The organism is Streptomyces sp. NPDC092045, from assembly GCF_044756005.1.
Taxonomy (GTDB): domain Bacteria; phylum Actinomycetota; class Actinomycetes; order Streptomycetales; family Streptomycetaceae; genus Streptomyces.
The window spans coordinates 692,703-714,870 of sequence record NZ_JBIVSC010000002.1 but is presented as its reverse complement, the minus strand read 5'-3'; the positions used below and the strand labels follow the sequence as shown (position 1 = coordinate 714,870).

The window sequence follows — 22,168 nt, the reverse complement described above, 5'->3', positions numbered from 1 at the left end:
CGGTGGCCGGGCTACCTCTTGACGCGAACGGTCTTCGTGGAGCGGGTCTCGAGTGTCATCTCGTCCGCTTCGGCGACCTTCGCCTTCAAACGCACAGTACCCGCCACCGCGTCGACCACGTCGACCACCTTCGAAAGCAGTTTCGCCGTATCCGCGTTGCCGGAGGCCGCCGCGAGCTGCACGGCACGGCCCAGTTTGGCCGTCGCACCGTCGTGATCGCCCGATTTGCGGGCATCCAGCCCCTGCTGGATGGCGTCCGCCAGCTCGGCCTGTCCCGTGTAGTGCGCCACCTGCGGGTTGATCGACGTGGACATGGCCAGGTCGTCCGTCCACACCGCCCGTACCAGTCCTTGAGACAGCGGGCGCGCGTCGCCGCCCGCCGGGTCCGGGGCGATCAGGGAGACCCGGGCCGCCAGCATCTCCTGGCCGACCGCGGCCCGCGGCACCCGCACGCTCACGTGGTAGTCGCGGGACTCGTCGCCCCACGAGCCCGTCGGGTAGTCCCCGGCGCGCGGCCCCGCCTCCGTGCGCCGCCCGGTGAGGTCCTCGACCGTCGGCGCCACCTGCTTCACGAACGCGATCTCCACCCCGACCGGGGTCCACAGGCGCAGCGCGACGTCCGCCACGCCCTTGCCCATCGCCTGCTCCATCATCGCCGTGAAGTCGGCCGCGAGACCGGCCGGGTCGGCGACGATGTCGGCGGTGCCGAGGAGCGCCGAGGCGATCCCGGTGACCTCCTTGACCTCCCAGTCGGTGCCGACCCCGCGCGCGTCGCAGGTGAACCGGCCCGCGCAGGCGTCCAGCGCGGCCCGCAGCTCCTCCGGGGACTCGTGCTCGTTGCGCCCGTCGGTGAGCAGGATGCCGTGCCGGATGGCGAGGTCGGCGGAGGAGAGCAGCCGGTCCGCGAGCCGCAGCCAGGTGCCGATCGCGGTGCCGCCGCTCGCGGCGAGCCGGCGCAGCGCCTCCTTGGCCTCGGCCCGGGTGCGGGCGTCGGCGACGGCGAGCCGTCCGTTCCCCGGGTAGACCTCCTTGGCCACGTGCGTGCCGGCGACGACGGCGAAGGAGGTGCCGTCGCGCAGGGTGTCGACGGCGGCGGCGGTCGCCTCCCGCGCCCCGCGCATCTTGGTGGCCGGGTAGTCCATCGAACCGGAGCAGTCGACCATGATCACGACTCCGGCCGAGCCGTGGGCGCCCGCGCCGACGGTGCCGCCGCCGGTCGAGGTGACCGTGACGATCGCGCTGACGTCCCTGCCGCCCTCCGGCAGGAACTCGTTCTGGTACACGTCCACCGAGAACTGGGGCACGGTCGACTTGGAGAAGTTCGCCATCTGTTCGGCTCCTCGGACAACGGCGGTGGGCTGGAAGGACGGGACCGGCGGCCGGTCAGGCGGGTCCCGCCCCCTGGGGAGGGGCGGCGAACGGGACGAGCGCGACCGTGATGTTGTCGTGGCCCCCGCCGTCCAGGGCGTGCCCGACCAGGACCCGGGCGCTGTGCAGCGGGCGGTCCGCCGCGTCGGCCGGGACGACCCGGGCCATGTCCTCGGGGCCCTCCGCGTAGTTCCACAGGCCGTCCGTGCAGACCACCACCACGCCGGAGCGGTCCGGCTTGAACGCGGCCGTGTGCGGGTCCAGCTCGTACGCGTCGGCGCCGAGCCAGCCGGTGATCGCGTGGGCGCGCTCGTCCGCGTACGCCTCGGCCTCGTTCATCAGGCCCGCCGCGACCATCTGCGCGGCCCACGAGTCGTCCTCGGTGAGCCGGGCGGCCGGGGCGGCGCGGTCGTCCGGCACCCAGTAGGCCCGGCTGTCGCCGACCCAGCCCACGACGAGCAGGCCGTCCGCGACGACGGAGCCGACGATGGTGCACGCGGGTGCGTTGCGGTGGGGTTCGCCGTCCGCCGCCTTCTCGGCGAGGGAGTCGACGGCCCGGGAGGCGGCGACGATCGCCTCGTGCATGGCCTGCTGCGGGTGCGTGCCCCGGGGCAGCGCGGCGAGCAGCGCGGCGCCGGCCGCCTCCGCGGCGGCGGCGGAGGCCTCGTCGGGCCGGGTCGCCGAGGAGACGCCGTCGCAGACGACGGCGAGGGTGGCGGGGGAGCCGTCGGGCAGGGTGGTCGAGGAGACGGCGAACGCGTCCTCGTTGCGGTGGTGGCGCAGCCCCCGGTCGCTGACGGCGGCCACGCCGCCGAGCTCCCGCTCCATGTGGTCGCGCTCGCGGGGCTGCGCGTGCCCGCAGTTCTCGCAGTACCCGTCGGTGTCCACCCGGCCGGCCCGGCAGGCCACGCAGAGCGCGGGACCGTGCGCCGCCCCCTCCGGCGCCGGCGGCTGCTGCACCGGGGCCGGTGCCTGCTGCACCGGGGCCGGTGCCCGCGCGGCGGCGGGGGCCGGCACCGGATCGTCGACGCGTACGGCCGCCCGGGGATCGGGCGCCGCCAGCTCGAAGTCCCCGGCGGGGGCGGCGGCCGGCAGGTCGTGGCCGCCGGAGTCGGTGCCCGGCAGGTCGCCGGGGTGCTGGGTCATGGTCGAGAGCGAACCGGGTTCGCGCGGCGGCGCGTCCGGCCAGCTCACGGGGGTGCCGATCGCCACGGTCGGGCGGTCGGGACCGTTCCCGGCGGCCGGGACGGCCGACAGGTCGTAACCGCACGCCCCGCAGAACCGGTCACCCGAGTCCAGCGGCTCCGCGCAGCCCGGGCAGGCGGCGAGTCCGTGCGACGGCTTCGGCTTCTGGGACATCCTCACACCCACGTCCGGGGGCGGAAGCGGTTGGCCCGCTCCACCAGTTCGATCCTCTCCCCGCCCTGCTGGGCGAGCCGGGCCAGCACCCGGTACGAGCGTTCGAGGCCGAAGCGCAGTCCGCGCTCGTCCAGTTCGCTCCCGAGCAGCAGCGCGCCGCCGCCCGGTGCCGCACCGGGACTCCCGGAGAGTACCCAGTCGAGGGCCGTTCCGAGGACCTCCGTCGACAACCGCTCCCGGCGCACCGCGTCCAGACCGAAGCCCCGGAGCGCCGAGACCTGCGCCGCGGCGGCCGTCAGGTCGGCGCCGAGCGGCTCGGACGGCGGGCGCCGCCGCAGCCGCGCCCGCACGGCCGCGACCCGGGCCGCCGTGTAGTGGATCGACGCCTCCGGCACGGACTCCAGGGTCCGCACGGCCCCGGCGCGGTCGCCCGCCGCGAGCCGCACCCGGGCGAGACCGAAGGCCGCGCTGACGAAACCGGGGTCGGTCGCCCACACCAGGCGGTAGTACTCGGCGGCGTTGTCGAGCTGGCCGAGGACCTCGGCGCAGATCCCCAGGGCCAGCTTCGGCGCCGGCTCGCCCGGGAAGGCGTCGTACACCGCGTCGAAGGCGAGCGCCGCGTGCTCGTGGTCCCCGGTCACCAGCGACGTGACGCCCCGGTACCAGACGACCCGCCAGTCGTCCGGGTCCCGCTCCTCCAGACCGGCGAGCGTCCGGGCGGCGGCCGGCAGGTCGCGCAGCTCCAGCTGGGCCCGCAGGGTGCGCAGCCGCAGCTCGACGGAGGGCGCGGGCGCGGCCTGGAGCGCCCCGAGCAGCTCGCCCGGCGCGGCGGCCGCCAGACCCGCGAGGAAACCGGCGTTGGGGTCGGCCGGCGAGACGTGCGGCACGGGCAGCGCGAGCGCGGTGGCGGGCGTGTCGAGCGGCGCGAGCAGCCCCCCGAGCCCGGCCCCCGGCGGAACCGCGCCACCGGCACCGGATCCTGGCGGAACCGCGCCACCGGCACCGGCCCTCGGCGCCACCACGCCACCGGCACCGGCGGCCCGCCCCGGGCGCGCCTTCCGGCCGCCCCGGACCCGCCGGGCCCCCAACAGGGAGACGTCCTCGGTCGACTCGGCGAACAGCTCCGTGTCCGTGACCCGCACCTCCGTGCCGAACAGCGTCGACAGCGCCGGACGGGGCCGCCCCGACTGGAGCGCCACCACCTCGCGCAGCACGCCCGTCAGCTGCTCGGCCATCTCCTGCGCGGAGGCGAACCGGCGCGCCGGGTCAGGGTCGGTGGCCCGGACCAGGAAGCGGTAGAACGACTCGTACGTCCGGAAGACCGCGATGTTCCCCGGGTCCGGCAGCGAGTCCACGAAGACGTTCGTGTAGCCCTGGAAGTCGAAGGTCATCACGGCGAGCGTGCGCGCCACCGTGTACAGGTCGCTCGCCACCGAGGGGCCGACCTCGGCCACCTCCGGCGCCTGGTAGCCGACGGTGCCGTAGATCGCCGACTCGTCGTCGTCCATCCGCCGGACCGCGCCCATGTCGATGAGCTTGAGCTGGTCCTCGGTCTGTATGGCGTTGTCGACCTTGAAGTCGCAGTACAGCAGGTTCCGGCTGTGCAGGTGCCCGAGCGCCTCCAGCGCCTCGATCCCGTACGCGCAGGCCTGCTCCACCGGCAGCGGGTCGCGCCGTCCGTCCGGCGTCCGGCGCCCGTTGGCGATCTCCTTGAGCGACTTGCCGCCGACGTACTCCATGACGATGTAGCCGTCCAGGGAGCCGGTCCGCTGGTCGAGGTGCTCGACGAAGTTGTAGATCCGGACGATGTTGGAGTGCTCGATCTCGGCGAGGAAGCGGCGCTCGGAGATCGCCGCCGCCATGGCGTCCTGGTCGCCGGTGTCGAGCAGGCCCTTGAGGACGACCCACCGGTCCGAGACGGCCCGGTCGACGGCCAGGTACACCCAGCCGAGACCACCGTGCGCGAGGCAGCCCGCCACCTCGTACTGGCCGTGCACGATGTCCCCGGAACGCAGCTTCGGCACGAAGGAGTACGGGTGCCCGCAGCTGGTGCAGAAGCCCTCCGTGCGGCCCGGCCGGTCGCCCCGCGCCCGGCCCACCGGGGCCCCGCAGTCGGAGCGGGAGCAGAACCGCTTCCGCTCGGGGACCTCCGGGTTCTCCATCACCGCGCCCCGCGGGTCGGGGCGCGGCACCTCCGGGATCGTCACCAGGCCCGCGCCGAGCCGGTTCCGGGCGGACTGCCCGGTCGACGCGCCGGAGCTGCGCACCGACACCGAACGGCCCGTGGAGCTCCCCGACAGCGAGCGCGACAGGCGCCCCGAGACCGACCGGCGCGAGGTCGAGGAGCGGGACGAGGCGCGCGAGGAGGCCCGCGAACCGCTCCGCGAGGAGGCGGAGTCCGGCCCGCCGGCCCCCGTCCCCGTGCGGGAGGACCGGCCCGGCACGGCCAACCCGGTCGGCGTCGAGCCGATCATCCCGCCGGGCGCCACGACCGGCGCGAGCCCGCAGGTGTCGCAGTACAGCTCGCCGCCGCCCATGTCCTCGTACGCGCCCTCGCACGAAGGGCGCTGGCAGCTCACCGCGCCCGTCTCCCCGCTCACCACTGTCGTCCTCCCGCGTCTTCCGCGTTCCCCGCGCCCTCGGGCCCGGACAGCACCTCCGCCACCGCCCGCTGGTAGCGCAGCACCGCCTGCTCCGCGACCCGCAGGTCGCAGGGCGCGCTCCACAGCATCCGCCGGGCCGCGTCGTACCGCTCGACCAGGAGCGGGTCCTCCACCGCGCCGAGCCGCGCCGCCTTCGCCTTGTACGCGTCGAGGCGGCCGCGCAGTTCCGCCCGGACCGCGAGCGGCGCGGTGACCGCCGTCAACGACTCGCGGGCCCGCAGCAGTTCCTCCTCCGCCTCCCGCTCCAGCGAGTCCAGGAGCGGGGACAGCCGGTGCCACCGGGCGTGCCGGCGGTACTCGGCGGCGGCCACCAGCCGCTCCTGGAGCGCCGTCGGCGGACCGCTGACGGCCGGCACCTCGGAGGCCGCGATCTTCGCGAGGACCTCGCCGCGCGCGGCCCGCGCCTCGGCGAGCGTCCGGTCCGCCCGCGACAGCACGTCCCGCAGCCGGAGCAGCCGGTCCTCGGAGTCCTGCCGGACCGCGAGGACGGCCTCGATCTCGCGCCGCACGTCCTCCAGGGCCAGGGCGGCCCGGTCGTACCGCGCGGTGTCGGGGCGGCCCCCGCCGGGCGCCGAACTCCCCGCGGCCGGGCGCCAGAAGGCCAGCGGGTCCGTGACCACCTGGGAGCGCAGCAGGCCCAGCTCGGCCGTGATCTCCTCCAGCTCGTCCCCGGCCGGGTGCTCGCCCGGCCGCACGCCCACCGAGTGCGCGAGGGACCGCGTCCGGCCCAGCTCGGCGGCGAGCAGGTCTATCCGGGCGGGCAGCGCCGACCAGACGGCGTCGGCGGTGACGACCAGGTCGAGCGAGGAGGCGTACAGCTCGTTCATCCGCCGCACCAGGCCCTCCAGGGTGAAGCGCTCGGACAGCAGCGCCTCCTCGCCCGCGCCGCCCGGGACGAGGACGCTCTCGCCGCGCAGCCGGTCGGTCAGCTCCACCAGCTCCTCCCGGCCGGGCCAGCGGCGCCGCGCGCGCACCTCACGGGCCTCCCGCAGGGCGTCGGTGTACACGTCGAAGCAGGTCCAGAGCAGGGTGATGGTCCGCTCGGCCGCCGCCCAGCGCTCCCGGGTCGTGCCGGTCAGCCCGGCTCCTTCGAGCAGCCTGCGGCCCGCGTGGTCCTGGAGCGCGAGCAGCGAGTCCTCGACCGCCTTGTGCTCGGCGCCGAACCGCGCCAGCGCACGGTCCACCTCGTCCCGGTCCATCACCGGCCCAGGGGGTTCCGCGACGCCCATCGGTCACCTCTTCCGCCATGTGTGCAAGGACTCTTGTGTGCAGGGGCCGTGCGCGGCGGCTACTTGTACAGGGGAGCGGGCGGCCCGGGTATCCCGGGCAGGTCCTTCTCCAGCCACTGTCTGTACGCCGCTTGCCAGGGGCCCTGCCGGTAGCCGACCAGGACGTGGTTGACCCGGCGCACCAGGTCGTCGTTGCCCAGCTTGGCCGCCACCCCGTAGTACTCCTTCGTGAACGGCTTCCCCTTCAGCTCGACCGCCGGGTCCTGGGCGGCCTGGCCGGCCGCGAGGGCGTTGTCGGTGACCACGGCGTCCACCTCGCCGAGCTGGAGCCTGGCCAGGCAGTCCAGCTGGTTGGGGACGGTCAGCAGGTCCGGGTCGTCCTTGGTGCCGTCGCCCTCGTCCTCGAAGACGGCGCCGAAGGAGTTCTCCTCCAGGGCCTCGTGGGCCGTGGAGCCCTCGGCGGTGCAGACCCGCTTGCCGCGCAGCGAGGAGTCGTAGCCGGTGATGTCGGAGCGCTTGGGCGCCAGGACCTGCTGCCCGGCCTGGAAGTAGGCGGTGGAGAAGGCGACCTGCTCGATCCGCTTGCAGTTGATCGTCATGGTGCGCACGACGAGGTCGACCTTGCCGCCGTCCAGGGCGGCGATCCGCTGGTTGGTGGGGATGGCGCGGAAGATGACGGCGTTCTCGTCGCCGAGGAGGTCCTTGGCCACGGCCCGGGCGAGGGCGATGTCGAACCCCTCCAGGACGCCCTTCTCCGGGTTGCGGTAGCCCCAGCGGTAGCTGGACTGGTCCACGCCGACGATCAGCTTCCCGCGCTCCTTGACCGCCCGGACCGACGGGCCGTCCTCCGTGGAGGGGGTGAGGGAGGCCTCCGGGTTCCGGCAGGTGTCCGCCCTGACCTGGACGCCGACCCCCGTGCCGCCGCCCGCACCGCCGTTCGCGCCGGCCGCCCGGTCCGTCCCGGGCGCCGCCGTGTCGCTCCCCTCACGGGCGAGCGGGAGCAGGGTGAGCGAGGCGGTGAGCCCGCAGGCCACGGCCATGGCAGCCACTCCGCCCCAGCCGCGCAGCCGCCGCGCGGCCCGCCGCACCAGCGGCTCCGTGTCCTCGGACATCCCTCCCCCTCTCACCGGTACTCCGACAGTCTGCGGTTGACGCCGAGCACGGCGCCCGCCGCCCCCAGGATCGCGAGGACCGCCGCGCCCGGGGGCAGCGCCGTCAGCGCGTCCCGGGCGTCCCCGGCGGAGCGGGTGAACTCGGCCTGCTCGTGCCCGAGGGCCCGCTCCAGGGCCGCGTCGACCTGGTCGAAGGACTGCCCGGTGGACTCCTTCGCGCCGACGATCCGGTCGAGGGCGCCCTCGTAGTCCCCGGCGTCGTCCTTCGCGCGCGCGTCCCCGTGGCGCCGCTGCCACTCGCCCGCGCGGGCGGCGGACTCGTCGACCGGGCCCCGGCCCGCCTCGTCGTCGGCGAGCCGCCGCGCCGAGGCGAGCGCCTTCGTCAGGGCCCGCATGCTCGCCGCGTACTCGGCCTCGTACTTGTCGTTCCTGCCGTCCTCGGTGAGGACGGCGCCCCGGGCGACCAGGGTCAGGTTCTCGTTGGCGCGGGCGGTGAGCGAGCTGATCCGGGCCGTGTTGAGGACCTGGAGGGACTCCTGCCCGTGCGCCCGCGCGTCCTCCAGGCCGGACCGGGCGACGGCGTGCGCGCTCAGGAGCCAGAGCAGGACGACGCCCGCGGCGGCGGTCGCGGCGAGCAGCCCGTGGTTGAAGACCCGGTGGGTGCGGACGTAGGTGCGGCGCTGGGCCCAGCCGAGGGCGGCGAGGGCGACCAGGCCGGCCGCGAGCGACAGGAGGGGCCAGGCGCGGGCCGAGTCGTCGTCCCGGCGGAGCCGCTCCGTCTCCGCCGCGTACAGCCGCTCGGCGGCGGGCAGCAGGACGGTGGTCATCTGCTGGTTGGCGTACCGCAGATAGGCGCCGCCCAGCGGCAGGCCCTGCCGGTTGGCGGCCCGGGCGCGCTCCACGAGGCCCGTGTAGCGCGGCAGTTGCTCGCCGAGCGTGGTGATCTCGCGGGCCGCCTCCGGCGAACCGTCTGTGTGCGCCGCCGCCTTGACGAGGAGGCGGGAGGCGGTGGCGATGTCCTTCGCGTACCGCTCGCGCGATCCGGCCGGCTCCAGGGTGCCCGCGAGGAAGCCGCTGGCGGCGGTGGTGTCGGCGTCGGCGAGGGAGCGGTAGAGGGCGGCGGCGTCGGCGCTGAGCGGCTGGCTGCGGCCCACGACGTCGTCGGCGGCGGAGGCCCGGCCGGTGACCTCCAGGGCGGTGACGGCCCCGAACGCGACGACGAGCAGCGCCAGTACGGCCCCGAGGATCCTGAGCCGGCCGGGCTCGGTCGTCGCGGCCGTCCGCAGCAGTTCCCGCCCCACGGCCCAGGCGCCGCGCTCCGCGGGCGGCGCGGCGGGAGCCTCCGACGGCGCGGGCGCGGACGGCGGCGTCGCGGACGGCGTCCGGGCGGGCGTCGCCTGCGCGGGCACGCCGGCCGGGCGCGCGGGCGCCGGGTCCGTGCTCCGCGCCGCCGGTCCGGCGGGCGGGTCCGGCGGTTGTGTCACGTGACCTCCCCCTCGGTCGCCGACGAGCCGGTCCGCCCCGGAGCGCCGGCTCCGGTGGAGGACCACCCGGCGAGCAGTATGGCCGCACGGGCCCTTCCGCACACCGGGAATGACTGGATCTTGTTCCTGCCGGCTCCCATCGTGCCCCATGCCTCCCGCGCGACCGCGGGAGAACCCCCTCCTCATGAATACGTGCCCCGCCCGGGATCGGTTCCGGAGCGGGCATCGCTCGAACAGGTGAACACGGGGGCGGGGCGCCCCGCCGAACCGGCGAGGACGCCCCGCGCCCGTGTTCCGCGTATCCCCTCACGCCCCGGGCCCGCGCCCGCATCCCCCTCGCGCCCGACGCCCGCGCTCCCGTGGCGCTCCTGCGTCCCCGTGGCGCTCCCGCGCCCCTCACACCCCGTAGTGCTCCCGCAGTCGCGCCGCGGCCGACGGGTCCGCCCCCCACGCGTCCAGGGCGAGGAGCCCCGCGCCGAGCACCGGCGGTGCCGTCACGAAACCGACCACCGCCTTCGGGGCCCGCTCCGCGAGGAGTTCGCGGATACGTTTCTCCAGCTGCGGGTGGCGGGCGGCGAGCACGCTGCCGCCCAGCAGCACCGGCGCCGGACCGTCGAGCAGCCCGAGCCGCCCGAGCGCCACCGACGACATCGCCACGACCTCCTCGGCCAGCCGGTGCACGAGCGACAGCGCGACCGGGTCGCCCGCCGCGCCCACCCGGAAGAGCACGGGCGCCAGTTCGTGCCGCCGTTCCATCGGGATCCGGCCCAGGTGCAGCGCCTCGATCAGCGCGTACATCGTCTCCAGACCGAAGTGCGCGGGCAGCGCCCGCGACAGCTCGGTCGGCTCGCCGCGCCCGTCCTCGCCGCGCGCCGCGCACCACAGCGCCTCCTCGGCCAGGCCGCCCCCGCCGCCCCAGTCCCCGGAGAGCTTCCCGATCGCCGGGAAGCGGGCGGTCCGCCCGTCCGGGGTCATCCCGACGCAGTTGATCCCGGCCCCGCACACCACCGCCACGCCCCGCGGCTCGTCGACCCCGGCCCGCAGGATGGCGAAGGTGTCGTTGTGCACGCGGACCGAGCCGCTCAGGCGCCGCGCGTGGAGGGCCCGTTCGAGCTCCAGCTCCTCCACGGGCAGGTCGGCGTTGGCGAGGCAGGCGGTGACGTGGGCGAAGGCCGGCGGGCGGTCCGCCGGGCCGCCGGCCGCCGCCCAGGCCCGTCCCACGATCTCCACGAGCCCGTCCACCGCCGTCGCCACCCCCACCAGCGGGGGCTGGAACCCGCCGCCGCGGGCCGCCCCGAGGACGGAGCCGTCCGGGGAGAGGACCGCGACGTCGGTCTTGCTGTTCCCCGCGTCGACCGCGAGGAGCGTGTCCGCCCCCGCCGCGGGGAAGGTCTCGTTCACGCCCACGCGAGGTGCTCCCGGTTGTGCGCGATCAGCCGGTCCGTGAGGCCGTCGGCGTACGCGTACTGCCCGATCAGCGGGTGCGCGAGCAGGGCCTTGAAGACCCGGTCCCGGCCGCCGCGCAGCGCCGCCTCCAGGGCCAGGTCCTCGTAGGCCGTCACGTTCGCGACCAGACCGGCGTACAGCGGGTCCACCGGCGCGACCGGCAGCGGCACCGCGCCCTTCGGGCCGACCGCCGCCTGCGTCTCGATCACGGCGTCGTCCGGCAGGAACGGCAGCGTGCCGTTGTTGTACGTGTTCACCACTTGGTGCGGCGAACCGCCGCCGCCCAGGAGGGCCGCCGCCAGGTCCACGGCCGCCTCCGAGTAGAAGGCGCCGCCGCGCTTGGCGAGCAGGGCCGGCTTCTCGTCGAGCGCCGGGTCCCCGTACATCTCCAGGAGCTCCCTCTCCATCGCGGCGACCTCGGCGGCCCGCGAGGGCTTCTCGCCCAGCTCCCGCACCACCTCGTCGTGCGCGTAGAAGTAGCGCAGGTAGTACGAGGGGACGACGCCGAGCCGGTCCAGGACCGGGCGCGGCAGCCGCAGGTCGGCGGCGATCGCGTCGCCGTGCCCGGCGAGCAGCCGGGGCAGCACGTCCTCGCCCCCGGGGCCCCCGATCCGCACCGCCCGCTCCCAGGTCAGGTGGTTGAGCCCGACGTGGTCCAGGTACACGTCGGAGGGGGCCACGTCCAGGAGCGCGGCGAACTTGCGCTGGAAGCCGATGGCCACGTTGCACAGGCCGACGGCCTTGTGCCCGGCCCGGAGCAGCGCCCGCGTCACGATGCCGACGGGGTTGGTGAAGTCGATGATCCAGGCGTCCGGGTTGGCGCGCCGGACCCGCTCCGCGATGTCCAGGACCACCGGGACCGTGCGCAGCGCCTTGGCGAGGCCGCCGGCGCCGGTGGTCTCCTGGCCGACGCAGCCGCACTCCAGCGGCCAGGTCTCGTCCTTCTGGCGGGCGGCCTGCCCGCCGACCCGGAGCTGGAGCAGGACGGCGTCGGCGCCCTCGACCCCGGCGTCCAGGTCGGAGGTGGTGGTGATCCGCCCCTCGTGCTCCTGCTTGGCGAAGATCCGCCGGGCGAGCCCGCCGACCAGGCCGAGCCGGTCGGCCGCCGGGTCGACGAGGACGAGTTCGGTGACGGGCAGGGTGTCGCGCAGCCGCGCGAACCCGTCGATGAGTTCGGGGGTGTAGGTGGAACCGCCCCCCACGACAGTGAGCTTCATGTGTGGTTCAGCCCTTCACTCCGGTCAGTGTGACTCCCTCGACGAACGCCTTCTGGGCGAAGAAGAAGACGAGGATCACGGGGGCCATGACCAGGACGGTCGCGGCCATGGTCAGATTCCAGTCGGTGTGGTGCGCGCCCTTGAAGGACTCCAGGCCGTAGCTCAGGGTCCAGGCGCCGGGGTTCTCGGACGCGTAGATCTGCGGTCCGAAGTAGTCGTTCCAGCAGAAGAAGAACTGGAAGAGGGCCACGGCGGCGATGCCGGGCCTGGCCATCGGGACCACGACCTTGAGCAGGGTGCGCAGTTCGCCGCACCCGTCGATCCGCGCGGCCTCCACGTACTCGTCGGGGATCGTGAGGAGGAACTGGCGCAGCAGGAAGACGGCGAAGGCGTCCCCGAACGCCAGCGGGACGATCAGCGGCCACAGGGTGCCGGAGAGGTCCAGCTGCTTCGCCCAGAACAGGTACATGGGGATGATCACGACCTGCGGCGGCAGCATCATCATCGAGATGACGAGCAGCATCGACAGGTGCCGTCCCCGGAAGCGGAACTTGGCGAGGGCGTACGCGACGGGGACCGAGGACACCACGACGAGGACGGTGCCGAGCCCGGCGTACAGCAGGGAGTTCCGCCACCAGGTGAGGAAGCCCTCGGTCTCGAAGACCCTGACGTAGTTGTCCCAGTGCCAGGAGTTCGGCGTCAGGTCCCGGGTGAGCGCCTGCTGGTCGCTCATCAGGGAGGTCAGGAACACGAAGACGAACGGCAGGACGAAGAACAGGGCGGCGGCGACGCCGAGCGCGTGCACGCCGATCCAGTGCAGCAGCGCCTTGCGGTGGGCCCGCTTCCCGGCGGGGGTCGGTGCGGTGGCCGTGAGGGTCATGGTTCAGTCACCCGAGCCGATCAGGCCGCCGCGCCGGCGCATCAGGAGCGCGGTGAAGGCCATGGAGAAGACGAAGAGCACCAGCGCCACCACGCAGGAGGCGCCGTAGTTGAACTGGCTGAAGCCGAGGCTGTAGACGAGCTGCGGCAGGGTGAGCGTGGAGTCTTCCGGGTAGCCGGGGACGAAGGTGACGCCGGAGCCGCCCATCACGCCCGAGGCGACCTTGGAGGCCACGATCGGCTGCGTGTAGTACTGCATCGCGCCGATGATCCCGGTGACCACGGCGAAGAGGACGATCGGCGCGATGGTGGGCAGCGTGATGTGGCGGAACCGCTGCCAGGGCGAGGCGCCGTCCAGCTCGGCGGCCTCGTACTGCTCCTTCGGCACGTCGAGCAGCGCGGCCATGAAGATGACCATGAGGTCGCCGACGCCCCACACGGCGAGGACCGTGAGGGCCGGTTTGGACCAGGCGGGGTCGGTGAACCAGGCGGGGGCCGGCAGGCCGGCCGCCTCCAGGAGCGAGTTGACCGGGCCGGTGCCGGGGTTGAGCAGGAAGACGAAGGCGAGCGTGGCGGCCACCGGCGGGGCCAGGTACGGCAGGTAGAAGAGGGTCCGGAAGATCCCGGTGCCCGTCTTGATCTTCGTGATCAGCAGGCCGACGCCGAGGCCGAAGACGACCCGGCAGGTCACCATGACCACGCAGAGCCAGAGCGTGTTGCGCAGGGCCGGCCAGAACTGCGGGAAGTCGCCGAAGACGTACGACCAGTTGTCGAGGCCCCGCCACTCGGGCGGGTTGAGGCCGTCGTAGCGCATGAAGGAGAAGTAGACGGTGGAGACGAGCGGATAGACGAAGAAGACGCCGAATCCGATCAGCCAGGGCGACAGGAACGCCAGGGTGCGCAGCGCGTCGCGGCGGCGCCGGGACCGCAGGGTGTTCCGTCCCCCGGGGGAGGGGGCGGCCGGGGCGGCCGTCCCCTTCGCGGGCAGGGTGTCCGTGCTCATGGGCGGTGTCCGGCCGTCACTTCGCCGCGGCGATGTCGCGGTCGATCTGGGCCGCGGTGTCGGCGAGCCCCTTCTTCAGGTCGGTGACCTGCCCCTTCTCGTACTGCTGGGAGAACTTCTGGAGGGTGTCCTGGTAGGCGGAGCCGTTGACCGCGGCGTCCGAGGTCGTGGAGGCGGGGTGCCGGGCGATGTCCAGGAAGGTCCTGAAGCGCGGGTCGAACTTCAGGGCGGGGGACTTCAGCGCCTCCAGGGTGGAGGGCACGTTGCCGATGTCGTTGGCGAAGGCGACCACGGCGTCGGTGTCCGTGGTCATGTACTTCACCAGCTCCCAGGCCGCGTTCTGCTTCCGGCTCTGCGGCGCGATGCCCATGATCGTGCCGGAGAGGTAGCCCTTGCCGTACTCGGCCACCTCGTCGTCCGCGACCGGCAGCGGCGCGACGCCGATCTCGAAGCCGGGCTTCGCCTCCTCGGCGAACCTCAGCCGCCACTCGCCGTCGAGCTGCATGGCGACCTGGCCGGTGTGGAAGGGGTGCTTCGGGCCCCACTCGTCACCGAACGTCGTGCGGTACCTGTCCAGCTTCCGGAACCCGCCGAGGGCGTCCACCAGCGACTTCTGGTACGTCATCATCTCGGCGAACGCCGGGTCCTTCGCGACGGTCGACTTCCCGTCCCGGTCGAAGTACCCGCCGTGCTTCCACTGCGACATGTAGTGCGAGACGACCGTCTCGTAGCCGAGGTAGGTCGGCATGAAGCCGAGCCGCTCGTACGAGTCGCCCCTGGGCTTCGTCAGCCGCTTGGCGACCTCGGTGAACTCGGACCAGGTCTTCGGCGGCGCCTCGGGGTCGAGTCCGGCCCGCCGGAAGGCGTCCTTGTTGTAGTAGAGCCCGTACGCGTCGGAGAGCAGCGGCAGGCTGCACCGCCGGCCCTCGAACTGCGTGTAGTCCTGGAGGACCTTCGGGAAGGTCTTGTCCAGGTCCAGCTTCGACTTCTCCACGAAGGGCTTCAGGTCCGCCAGGGCGCCCGAGGCGCAGAACTTGCCGACGTTGGACGTGGTGAACGAGGAGACGACGTCCGGGCCGTTCGAGCCGCCCGCGCGGAGGGCCTGGCCGAGCTTGTCGTCGTTGATGTTGCCGACGAGCTTCACCTTGATGTGCGGGTGGGCCTTCTCGAAGCGCGCCACGTTGGCCTCGATCGCCTTGACCTCGGCGGGGTCCGACCAGCCGTGCCAGAAGGTGATCGTCGTCTCCGCGTTCGGGTCGTCGGCGGCCGCGCCGCCCGCGGAGCCGGTACAGGCGGAGGCGAGGAGGGCTATCGAGGCGGTGGCGGCGAGCGCGACGGCGGCTCTGCGCGGGCGTACGGGCATGGCGGGTTCTCCCTGGGACGGGCGGAGGGGAAGCGGGTCAGCGGGACGTGTCGAAGACCTCGTCGCGGGTGGCGGCGAGGGCGCTTTCGAGGGCACCGCGCAGGACGGGGCGCCGGGGCACGGCGGCGAGGACCAGGCGCGGCCGGGAGGCGGCGAGGTCGGCGAGCGCGGACTGCACTCGGGCGCGCAGGGGTTCGCCGCCGGCGACGAGGACCTCGCCGGAGAGGACGATCAGCTCGGGGTCGAGGACGGCGACGAGGGAGGAGAGGCCGACGGCGACCCGCTCGGCGTACTGGTCGAGGAGGGCCGCGTACGCGGGGTTCCCGGTCTCCTCCTCGGCGGCGCGGGCGAGCAGTCCGGACGCCACCGGCACGTACGGCTGCTCGGGGGTGTCGATGCCGAGGGCGCGGGCGATCCGGGGCACGGACTGGACCCCGGCGAGCTCCTGGTAGCCGCCGGAGTTGGCCTGGGCGACCCGGCGCACGAGCGGGGTGCCGGGCACGGGCATGAACCCGACCTCGCCGGCGCCGCCGGTGAAGCCCCGGTGCAGCCGCCCGCCGAGGACGAGGGCGGCGCCGATGCCCTCCTCGTTCCAGAGCAGGGCGAAGTCGGAGTGGCCCCGGGCGGCGCCCAGGCGCTGTTCGGCCAGGGCGACGAGGTTGACGTCGTTCTCGTACTCGAACGGCATCGGCAGGGCGGCGGCCAGCTCCTCCAGGAGGGTGGGGGAGTGCCAGCCGGGCAGGTGGGAGGCGTACCGCAGGCGTCCGGTGGCCGGGTCGAAGGCGCCGGGGGTGCCGATGACCAGGCGCCGCACGTCCGCGCGGGCGATCCCGGCCGCCTTCACGGCCCCGTCGAGGACCTCGGTGACCTGGCCGACGACCCCGGCGGCGGAGCGGCCGGGGGTGGGCAGCTCGGACTCGCCGACGATCTCGCCGGTGACGTCGGCGACGGCGGCGCGGATGCGGCGGGCGGTGACGTCGAGCCCCGCGGCGTACGCGGCGCGCGCGTTCACCGAGTAGAGCTGGGCGTTCGGCCCGGGGCGGCCCTCGGTGGTGCCGGTGGCGACGACGAGCCCGGCCGCTTCGAGGCGGGCGAGGAGCTGGGAGGCGGTCGGCTTGGAGAGCCCGGTGAGCTTGCCGATGCGGGTCCGCGAGAGCGGGCCGTGCTCCAGGAGCAGGTCCAGGGCGGCGCGGTCGTTCATGGCCCGCAGCACGCGTGGCGTGCCGGGGGTTCCCGGGGTCGTACCGGCCATGGGGTCCGCACCTGCCCTTGCACTGTTAGGAAAGTTTCCTATTGAGTGAAAGGAAAATAATTCGCCCGTCACCGGCCCGTCAATACCCCGGAACGCGCGAAGCCCCCGAAGGCAACGAAAGCGTTACCCGCGGGGGCTTCGGAGGCTTGAGGCCCGGGGCGCAGGAGCCCGGAGACAGATACCGCCGGAACCTACTTGGAGAGGTCCTTCGGCAGCGGCGTCGTCGCCACCGACTGCGGCGAGGCCGCGTTGCCGAAGACCGAGGGGGCCGCCATGCCCGCCGTCGGGTCGGCCGCCGACTCCTCGGCCGGGGCCGGGAGCCCGCCCACGATCCGGATGCCCGCCTCGTCCAGGCCCCGCTTGATCCGCCAGCGCAGCTCGCGCTCCACGCCGAGCGCCTTGCCCGGCATCGTCTTCGCCGCGACCCGGACCGTCATGGAGTCGAGCAGCACTTCGTTCAGGCCGAGCACCTCCACCGGACCCCACAGGCGCTCGTTCCACGGCTCCTCCTTGGCCATGGCCTCCGCCGCCTCGGTGATCACCGACCGCACCCGGTCCAGGTCCTCCGTCGGCCGGACCGTCACGTCCACGGCCGCCGTCGCCCAGCCCTGGCTGAGGTTCCCTATCCGCTTGATCTCGCCGTTGCGCACGTACCAGATCTCGCCGTCCACCCCGCGCAGCTTGGTCACCCGCAGGCCCACCTCGACGACCTCGCCGGAGGCCACGCCCGCGTCGACCGAGTCGCCCACGCCGTACTGGTCCTCCAGGATCATGAAGACGCCGGACAGGAAGTCGGTCACCAGGTTCCGCGCGCCGAAGCCGATCGCCACGCCGGCCACACCGGCCGAGGCGAGCAGCGGCGCCAGGTCGATCTTGAAGGCGCCGAGGACCATCAGCCCGGCCGTGCCCAGGATCAGGAAGGACGCCACCGAGCGCAGCACCGAACCGATCGCCTCCGAGCGCTGCCGCCGCCGCTCGGTGTTGACGAGCAGCCCGCCCAGGGCCGTCCCCTCCACCGCCTGCGCCGAACGGTTCATCCGCTCGATCAGCTTCGTCAGGGCCCGGCGGACGGCCATCCGCAGGAGGAGCGCGACGACCAGGATGAGGAGGATGCGCAGACCGGTGTTCAGCCAGGTGGACCAGTTCTCCTCCACCCAGGTGGCGGCGTTCGTGGCCCGCTCCGCGGCCTCGTCCAGGGTCACCGGCATCGGTTCGGGTTCGGTGGCAGCCGCCAGGGCGGACCAGGACACGGGACAACCTCCAGGCATCGCGTACGCAGGCCATCCACAGTAACGGGGGGCCCGACGTGGTCCCGTGGTCCCGTCCGGGGGAGAGACGGACCTCACCAGGGAGGGAGGGGAGGGCACGCGTGCGGCCGGTGTGGTCGAGAACACTCCGGGCCCCGTCACCCCGATCGTGATACGTGGTGGCGCTCCGACCAGGCATGAGGAGAGACTGAGAGCAGTTCGTCCCGGCGCGAGCCACGCGCCGCCGGCGTCATAGGAGGCATCCGTGCCGCATGTCCTGGTCCTCAACGCGTCGTACGAGCCGCTCGGCGTCGTACCGCTCCGCCGCGCACTCGTCCTCGTCCTGGAGAACAAGGCTCTCTGCCTCGAGGAGTCCGGCGCCTTCCTGCACAGCGAGACCCAAGTCGTCCCCGCGCCCAGCGTGGTGCGACTGAAGCGCTTCGTGCGGGTCCCCTACCGGGGGCCCGTTCCCTTGACCCGCCGGGCCCTCTTCGCCCGCGACGGCGGGCGCTGCGCGTACTGCGGGGGCGTCGCGACCAGCGTCGACCACGTGATCCCGCGCAGTCGCGGGGGCACGCACGCCTGGGAGAACGTGGTGGCGGCCTGCCGCCGCTGCAACCACGTCAAGGCCGACCGGCACCTGCGCGAGCTCGGCTGGCGGCTGCGCCACCAACCGGCCCCGCCGACCGGCCTGGCCTGGCGGATCATCGGGACCGGCCACCGGGACCCCCGCTGGCTGCCGTACTTGCAGCCGTACGGCGCCGAGGCCGTGATGGCCCGGATCGACTCCGTCGCGGAGACCCCCGTGGGGGCGCTCACGACGGGTTGAGCCGGGCCTTTCGCGTACGCGGGGCCCGCGCACGGCCTGCGGCACGGAGCGGCGCGCCCCCGGGTGGGGCCCGGCGGGTCGGGGCGGGGACCGCCGGACACGCCCTAGGGAGCGGGCCGCTCCCCGGGCGTGCCCGGGAGCGCGGTCCCGGCGACTTCCGGGGCCTCCGGAGCCGTCACGGGCTTCTCCGGCTGTCCCCGCACGGGCTCTTCGGGGGCCTTCGGCTCCCCCGGGGCCTCCGGCTTCTCCGGCTTCTCCGGCTTCTCCGGCGGCGCCACTGCGTACGTCTCCACCGACCAGAGCGAGTAGCCGAAGCGGGTCGCCCGCTTCTCGCCCTGGACCCGCAGGAAGCGCGTGTCCGCCGCGTCCATCCGGACCGACTCCCGGCCGCCCCTGCCCTCCGCGACCGTCGCCGCCGTGCGCCACACCCGGCCGTCCGCCGAGACCTGGACGCGGTAGCGGGAGGCGTACGCGTCCTGCCAGTGCAGCACCACCTGCCCTATCCGGGCCGGCGCGGGCAGCTCCAGCTGCCACCAGGCGCCGTCCTCCGCCGGGGAGGACCAGCGGGTGGCCGGATCGCCGTCCGCCGCCGACGAGGCGGGGAAGTCCGCGGTCTCGTCGCCCGACGAGGAGGCCCGCGCCGTCCGCGCCAGGTCCGGGCCCGCCGTGCGGGGGAAGGCCCGGACGGTCAGGACCCGCTCCTCGCCCGCGAAGGACACCGGCACCCGGTACGAGCCGACCGGCACGTCCGCCGCCACCGACACCTCCAGGGGGACGCGGGTCCGGGCGCCGCGCTCCACCGCGACCTGCTGCGGCAGCCGGACCGCGATCCCCTTCGGGGCCCTCGCCGTCAGCGGCCCGCGCACGCCGCCCGCGCGCCGGCCCGTCAGCTCCACGTCCACCCGCTGCGCCGGGCCGCCGATCTCCGCGTCCGCCTCCGCGCGGGCGAGGGCGACGTCGGCGCGCGGCCCGTCCGCGAACCACGGCACCAGGGACCGCACCTCGGGCGCCGGTCCCCCCTCGCTCCACGCGACCCGCAGCGCCTCGGCCCGCAGCCCCTTCAGATCGGTCTGCGTCCACCCCGACGGCGACAGCGGGCCGAGCGGCCGCCAGCCCTCGCCGGGGACGTACGCCTCCACGCGCGCGTCCGTGCCCGCGCGCCCGCCCTCCGGACCCGGTGCGGCAAGCACCGTCAGGGCCTCCACGGGCCGCGCCCGGTCGAGCCGCACGGTGTACGAGCCGGTGGTGCGCTCGGCCGGCGCCGCCGGGGCCCGGTCGGCGCCCGTCCAGGCCGCCGTCTCCTTCAGCGCGCCCGTGAGGAACGGGTCGAGGACCCCCGCGCCGACGGTCACCGGGCTCGTGTCCAGGGCCTTCCGCAGCCCTTCGAGCCCCAGCTGCGCCCGCCAGGCCGCCGCGCCGTCGCCGCGCCCCTGGGCGAGCAGCATGTCGACCGCCGTCTCGCCCGCCAGGCCGTACCGGGAGAGCTGTTCCAGCCAGGGCCCCGTCTCGTCGCCGAGGGCGCCGCCCGCGGTGCCGGCCAGCCGCTCGGGGGCCCGCCGCATCACGGTGAACGCGTTCCGAAGCCCGCGCGCCGCCTCTTCGCGCGCGCGCGTGTCCGCGCCGCCGCGCGCCTCCCGGAAGGCGGCCAGGAGCGGCTTCAGATAGGCCGACTCGCCCGCCGGGGCGAGGATCGAGGAGGCGCCGTTCCCGGCGAGCGCCCGCAGCGCCTCGCGGGCGGCCGGGTCCGGGCCCGCGAGGTCGTCGACGGCGGCCCGCCAGGACTCCTCGGGCCGGTAGCCCTTCGGGTTCCAGGCGTAGTCGGCGGTGGTGAACAGCGGCACGCGCGAGGCGGTCGCCTGCTCCATGGCGTGGGCGAGGTAGGCGGCGGAACCGGCGGCCACGGCCGGGTCCCGGCCCGTCGCGGGGCCGAGGAACAGCCGGTCCTGCGCGTAGTCGTTGACCGGGTAGTTGTCCATGGTGACCAGCGGGTGGTCCAGCGCCTTCCGGGCGCCGGCCAGCTCGCCGCCGGTGATCGTGCGCGGCACGACGCCGACCCCGGTCCACGCCACCCGAACGCCCTCGTCCAGCGCCTCGGCGAACTTCGCCCGGTACGCGGTCGACCCGTCCTGGTAGTACTCCGTCGGCATCACCGTCAGCGGCTCGCCGTCCGGGTGCCGCTCGGCCAGGTGCCGGGCGACCGTGTTCGCCACGCGCGCGTGGGCGGCGGCGGCCGCCTCGGGACCGCGCCCGAAGGCGTCGGCGTCCCGCGAGCAGTGCCACTCGTCGTACGAGGCGTCCTGGAACTGGAGCTGGAAGGAGCGCACCCCGAGCGCCCACATGTCGTCGAGCTTCCGGGTCAGCGCCGCCACGTCGGCGGACGAGGCCAGGCACATGGACTGGGCGGGCGACACGGCCCAGCCGAGCGTCACGTGGTTGGCGCGGGCCCGCTCCGCGAGCGCGCGGAACTCCGCCCGCTGCGCGGCCGGGTAGGGCTCCCGCCACTGGAGCTGGCGGTACGGGTCGTCCCCGGGCGCGTACAGATAGCGGTTCTGCTTGGTCCGGCCCAGGAAGTCGAGCTGCCCGAGCCGCTGCTCCAGGGTCCACGGGCGCCCGTAGAAACCCTCGGTGACACCGCGTTCGGCCGTGCCGGGCCAGTCCCGGACGACGACCCCGGGCACCTCCCGGCCGGAGCCGAGGAGCTGACGCAGCGTCTGCACGGCGTGGAACAGGCCGTCCTCGCCGACCCCGTCCAGGACGACGGTGTCCCGTCCCCGGAACCGGCCCGTGGCGAGCCGGTAGCCGCCGCGCGGCAGGTCGAGGCGCTCGGGCGCGCCCAGGGCGGTCAGCGCCTCCTCCGCGCCCTCCCCGGCGGGTCCCGCGGCCCGGACCACCGGGCCCCGGCCCGGGAGCCCGGTGTGGACGGTCCGCACCCCGGCCGCCCGCAGCAGCCCGCGCAGCGCGTCCAGGGCGTACGGATCGGCGTCCGCGTCCGCGAGGAGCGTCACCTCGTCCCCGAGCCGTACGGAGGGCCCGGCGGCGGCCAGGGACTGCGGCCGGGGCCACACGGCGGGCACGCGCGCGGGGGCCTGCCGGACGGGGGCCCGGACGGCGTCCGCCGGGGAGGGCGAGGGCGATGCGGGGGTCCGTGCGGGCGTGGGGGCCGCCGGGGCCGCGGGCACCCTCGGGAGGGCCTGCGCCGCGCCGGGGACGGCGCCGCCGAGGAGGCCGCCGATGACCGCGGCGGCGACGGCCGTCGCCGTCCGCTTCCTGCGTCCGAGGTGCACGGGCGTCTCCCTTCGGCGGGGCCGGCCGCTCCGCCGGTTGGTCACGAGTGGGTCACGAGCCCACCACCCGTCGTACGCACGTGTCAACGCACATGGCCGATGTGTCGGCTTTGCCCGGTGTGCCGTCGGCGAGGTGACGCCACTCCACCGCCTCGCGCCGGTAAAACGAGGTGCGGTGGGTAGGTCTCATGCGTTGTCCAGGTCCCACCTGTCGAGACGAACCGGGAGACCCCCGTGACCACGACCGCCCGCCACGGACGGATACGGATTCCGCAGCAGACGGCGCCCGCCGGCGAACCGCTGACCAGCGAGCCGCCCCTGCCCGAAGCGTCCCCCCTCACCAGCGAGCCCCCGCTGACCGCGGAGGCCCACCTGACCAGCGAACCCACCGCCCCCGTCAACGCGGGCGGCCCGGAGTCCCCCGGAGTGTGAA

The 22,168-nt window shown here is 74.9% G+C and carries 16 protein-coding genes; 2 read left to right on the top strand and 14 right to left on the bottom strand.

The features are described 5' to 3' along the window. Positions 1–11: 11 nt before the first annotated feature. From ACIQKA_RS09965 to ACIQKA_RS09905, 13 genes are all read right to left on the bottom strand, one after another. Positions 12–1,328, bottom strand: a complete 1,317-nt coding sequence (locus ACIQKA_RS09965) for a VWA domain-containing protein (protein ID WP_383149674.1) — start codon at positions 1,326–1,328, stop codon at positions 12–14. Between the two features lie 55 nt (positions 1,329–1,383). Beyond that, a complete protein-coding gene (locus ACIQKA_RS09960) occupies positions 1,384–2,727 on the bottom strand; it encodes a PP2C family serine/threonine-protein phosphatase (protein WP_402540579.1) in 1,344 nt (447 codons plus the stop codon). Positions 2,728–2,729: 2 nt separating this feature from the next. Beyond that, positions 2,730–5,264 carry a tetratricopeptide repeat protein gene (locus ACIQKA_RS09955; protein WP_402540621.1) on the bottom strand — a complete coding sequence of 845 codons (2,535 nt, stop codon included), beginning with the start codon at positions 5,262–5,264 and terminating at the stop codon, positions 2,730–2,732. 59 nt (positions 5,265–5,323) lie between these two features. After that, entirely contained in the window at positions 5,324–6,619 is a 1,296-nt protein-coding gene (locus ACIQKA_RS09950; RefSeq protein ID WP_383440535.1) for a hypothetical protein, read from the bottom strand. 59 nt (positions 6,620–6,678) lie between these two features. Then, positions 6,679–7,731 (bottom strand): glutamate ABC transporter substrate-binding protein, encoded by a 1,053-nt coding sequence (locus tag ACIQKA_RS09945; RefSeq protein ID WP_390105586.1) that lies wholly within the window; start codon positions 7,729–7,731, stop codon positions 6,679–6,681. 11 nt (positions 7,732–7,742) lie between these two features. Further along, a complete protein-coding gene (locus ACIQKA_RS09940) occupies positions 7,743–9,215 on the bottom strand; it encodes a hypothetical protein (RefSeq protein ID WP_402540577.1) in 1,473 nt (490 codons plus the stop codon). Between the two features lie 396 nt (positions 9,216–9,611). Continuing rightward, the gene (locus tag ACIQKA_RS09935; RefSeq protein WP_383149683.1) at positions 9,612–10,622 is read right to left on the bottom strand and encodes an N-acetylglucosamine kinase; all 1,011 of its coding nucleotides are present in this window, start codon (positions 10,620–10,622) and stop codon (positions 9,612–9,614) included. After that, complete coding sequence (locus tag ACIQKA_RS09930; RefSeq protein ID WP_383149684.1) at positions 10,613–11,878, bottom strand: 6-phospho-beta-glucosidase; 1,266 nt, start codon at positions 11,876–11,878, stop codon at positions 10,613–10,615. Before ACIQKA_RS09930 ends, ACIQKA_RS09935 begins: the two co-directional genes overlap by 10 nt. 7 nt (positions 11,879–11,885) lie before the next feature. Further along, positions 11,886–12,758: a carbohydrate ABC transporter permease gene (locus tag ACIQKA_RS09925; RefSeq protein WP_402540576.1), complete on the bottom strand. Its 873-nt coding sequence runs from the start codon at positions 12,756–12,758 to the stop codon at positions 11,886–11,888. Between the two features lie 3 nt (positions 12,759–12,761). After that, positions 12,762–13,760 carry a carbohydrate ABC transporter permease gene (locus tag ACIQKA_RS09920; protein WP_383149687.1) on the bottom strand — a complete coding sequence of 333 codons (999 nt, stop codon included), beginning with the start codon at positions 13,758–13,760 and terminating at the stop codon, positions 12,762–12,764. A gap of 16 nt (positions 13,761–13,776) precedes the next feature. Next, positions 13,777–15,123, bottom strand: a complete 1,347-nt coding sequence (locus ACIQKA_RS09915; RefSeq protein ID WP_383149689.1) for an ABC transporter substrate-binding protein — start codon at positions 15,121–15,123, stop codon at positions 13,777–13,779. 37 nt (positions 15,124–15,160) lie between these two features. Next, the gene (locus ACIQKA_RS09910; protein WP_383149690.1) at positions 15,161–16,375 is read right to left on the bottom strand and encodes an ROK family transcriptional regulator; all 1,215 of its coding nucleotides are present in this window, start codon (positions 16,373–16,375) and stop codon (positions 15,161–15,163) included. A gap of 191 nt (positions 16,376–16,566) precedes the next feature. Next, entirely contained in the window at positions 16,567–17,643 is a 1,077-nt protein-coding gene (locus tag ACIQKA_RS09905) for a mechanosensitive ion channel family protein (protein WP_383428810.1), read from the bottom strand. 244 nt (positions 17,644–17,887) lie between these two features. Between ACIQKA_RS09905 and ACIQKA_RS09900 the strand changes: the two genes are divergently transcribed. After that, the gene (locus ACIQKA_RS09900; RefSeq protein WP_383149694.1) at positions 17,888–18,451 is read left to right on the top strand and encodes an HNH endonuclease; all 564 of its coding nucleotides are present in this window, start codon (positions 17,888–17,890) and stop codon (positions 18,449–18,451) included. 104 nt (positions 18,452–18,555) lie between these two features. Here the strand turns inward: ACIQKA_RS09900 and ACIQKA_RS09895 are convergent, their stop codons facing one another. Beyond that, a complete protein-coding gene (locus ACIQKA_RS09895; protein ID WP_402540575.1) occupies positions 18,556–21,735 on the bottom strand; it encodes a beta-N-acetylglucosaminidase domain-containing protein in 3,180 nt (1,059 codons plus the stop codon). Between the two features lie 234 nt (positions 21,736–21,969). Here ACIQKA_RS09895 and ACIQKA_RS09890 point away from each other — a divergent pair, with 234 nt between their 5' ends. Beyond that, positions 21,970–22,167, top strand: coding sequence for a hypothetical protein (locus ACIQKA_RS09890; RefSeq protein ID WP_383149698.1), 198 nt, complete (start codon positions 21,970–21,972; stop codon positions 22,165–22,167). The last annotated feature ends 1 nt before the right edge of the window (position 22,168 follow it).

Coding starts and splice junctions, on each gene's coding strand:
- ACIQKA_RS09965 (WP_383149674.1), bottom strand. CDS start 1,328: ATGGCGAACTTCTCCAAGTCGACCGTGCCCCAGTTCTCGGTGGACGTG.
- ACIQKA_RS09960 (WP_402540579.1), bottom strand. CDS start 2,727: ATGTCCCAGAAGCCGAAGCCGTCGCACGGACTCGCCGCCTGCCCGGGC.
- ACIQKA_RS09955 (WP_402540621.1), bottom strand. CDS start 5,264: ATGGGCGGCGGCGAGCTGTACTGCGACACCTGCGGGCTCGCGCCGGTC.
- ACIQKA_RS09950 (WP_383440535.1), bottom strand. CDS start 6,619: ATGGGCGTCGCGGAACCCCCTGGGCCGGTGATGGACCGGGACGAGGTG.
- ACIQKA_RS09945 (WP_390105586.1), bottom strand. CDS start 7,731: ATGTCCGAGGACACGGAGCCGCTGGTGCGGCGGGCCGCGCGGCGGCTG.
- ACIQKA_RS09930 (WP_383149684.1), bottom strand. CDS start 11,878: ATGAAGCTCACTGTCGTGGGGGGCGGTTCCACCTACACCCCCGAACTC.
- ACIQKA_RS09925 (WP_402540576.1), bottom strand. CDS start 12,758: ATGACCCTCACGGCCACCGCACCGACCCCCGCCGGGAAGCGGGCCCAC.
- ACIQKA_RS09920 (WP_383149687.1), bottom strand. CDS start 13,760: ATGAGCACGGACACCCTGCCCGCGAAGGGGACGGCCGCCCCGGCCGCC.
- ACIQKA_RS09915 (WP_383149689.1), bottom strand. CDS start 15,123: ATGCCCGTACGCCCGCGCAGAGCCGCCGTCGCGCTCGCCGCCACCGCC.
- ACIQKA_RS09910 (WP_383149690.1), bottom strand. CDS start 16,375: ATGGCCGGTACGACCCCGGGAACCCCCGGCACGCCACGCGTGCTGCGG.
- ACIQKA_RS09905 (WP_383428810.1), bottom strand. CDS start 17,643: ATGCCTGGAGGTTGTCCCGTGTCCTGGTCCGCCCTGGCGGCTGCCACC.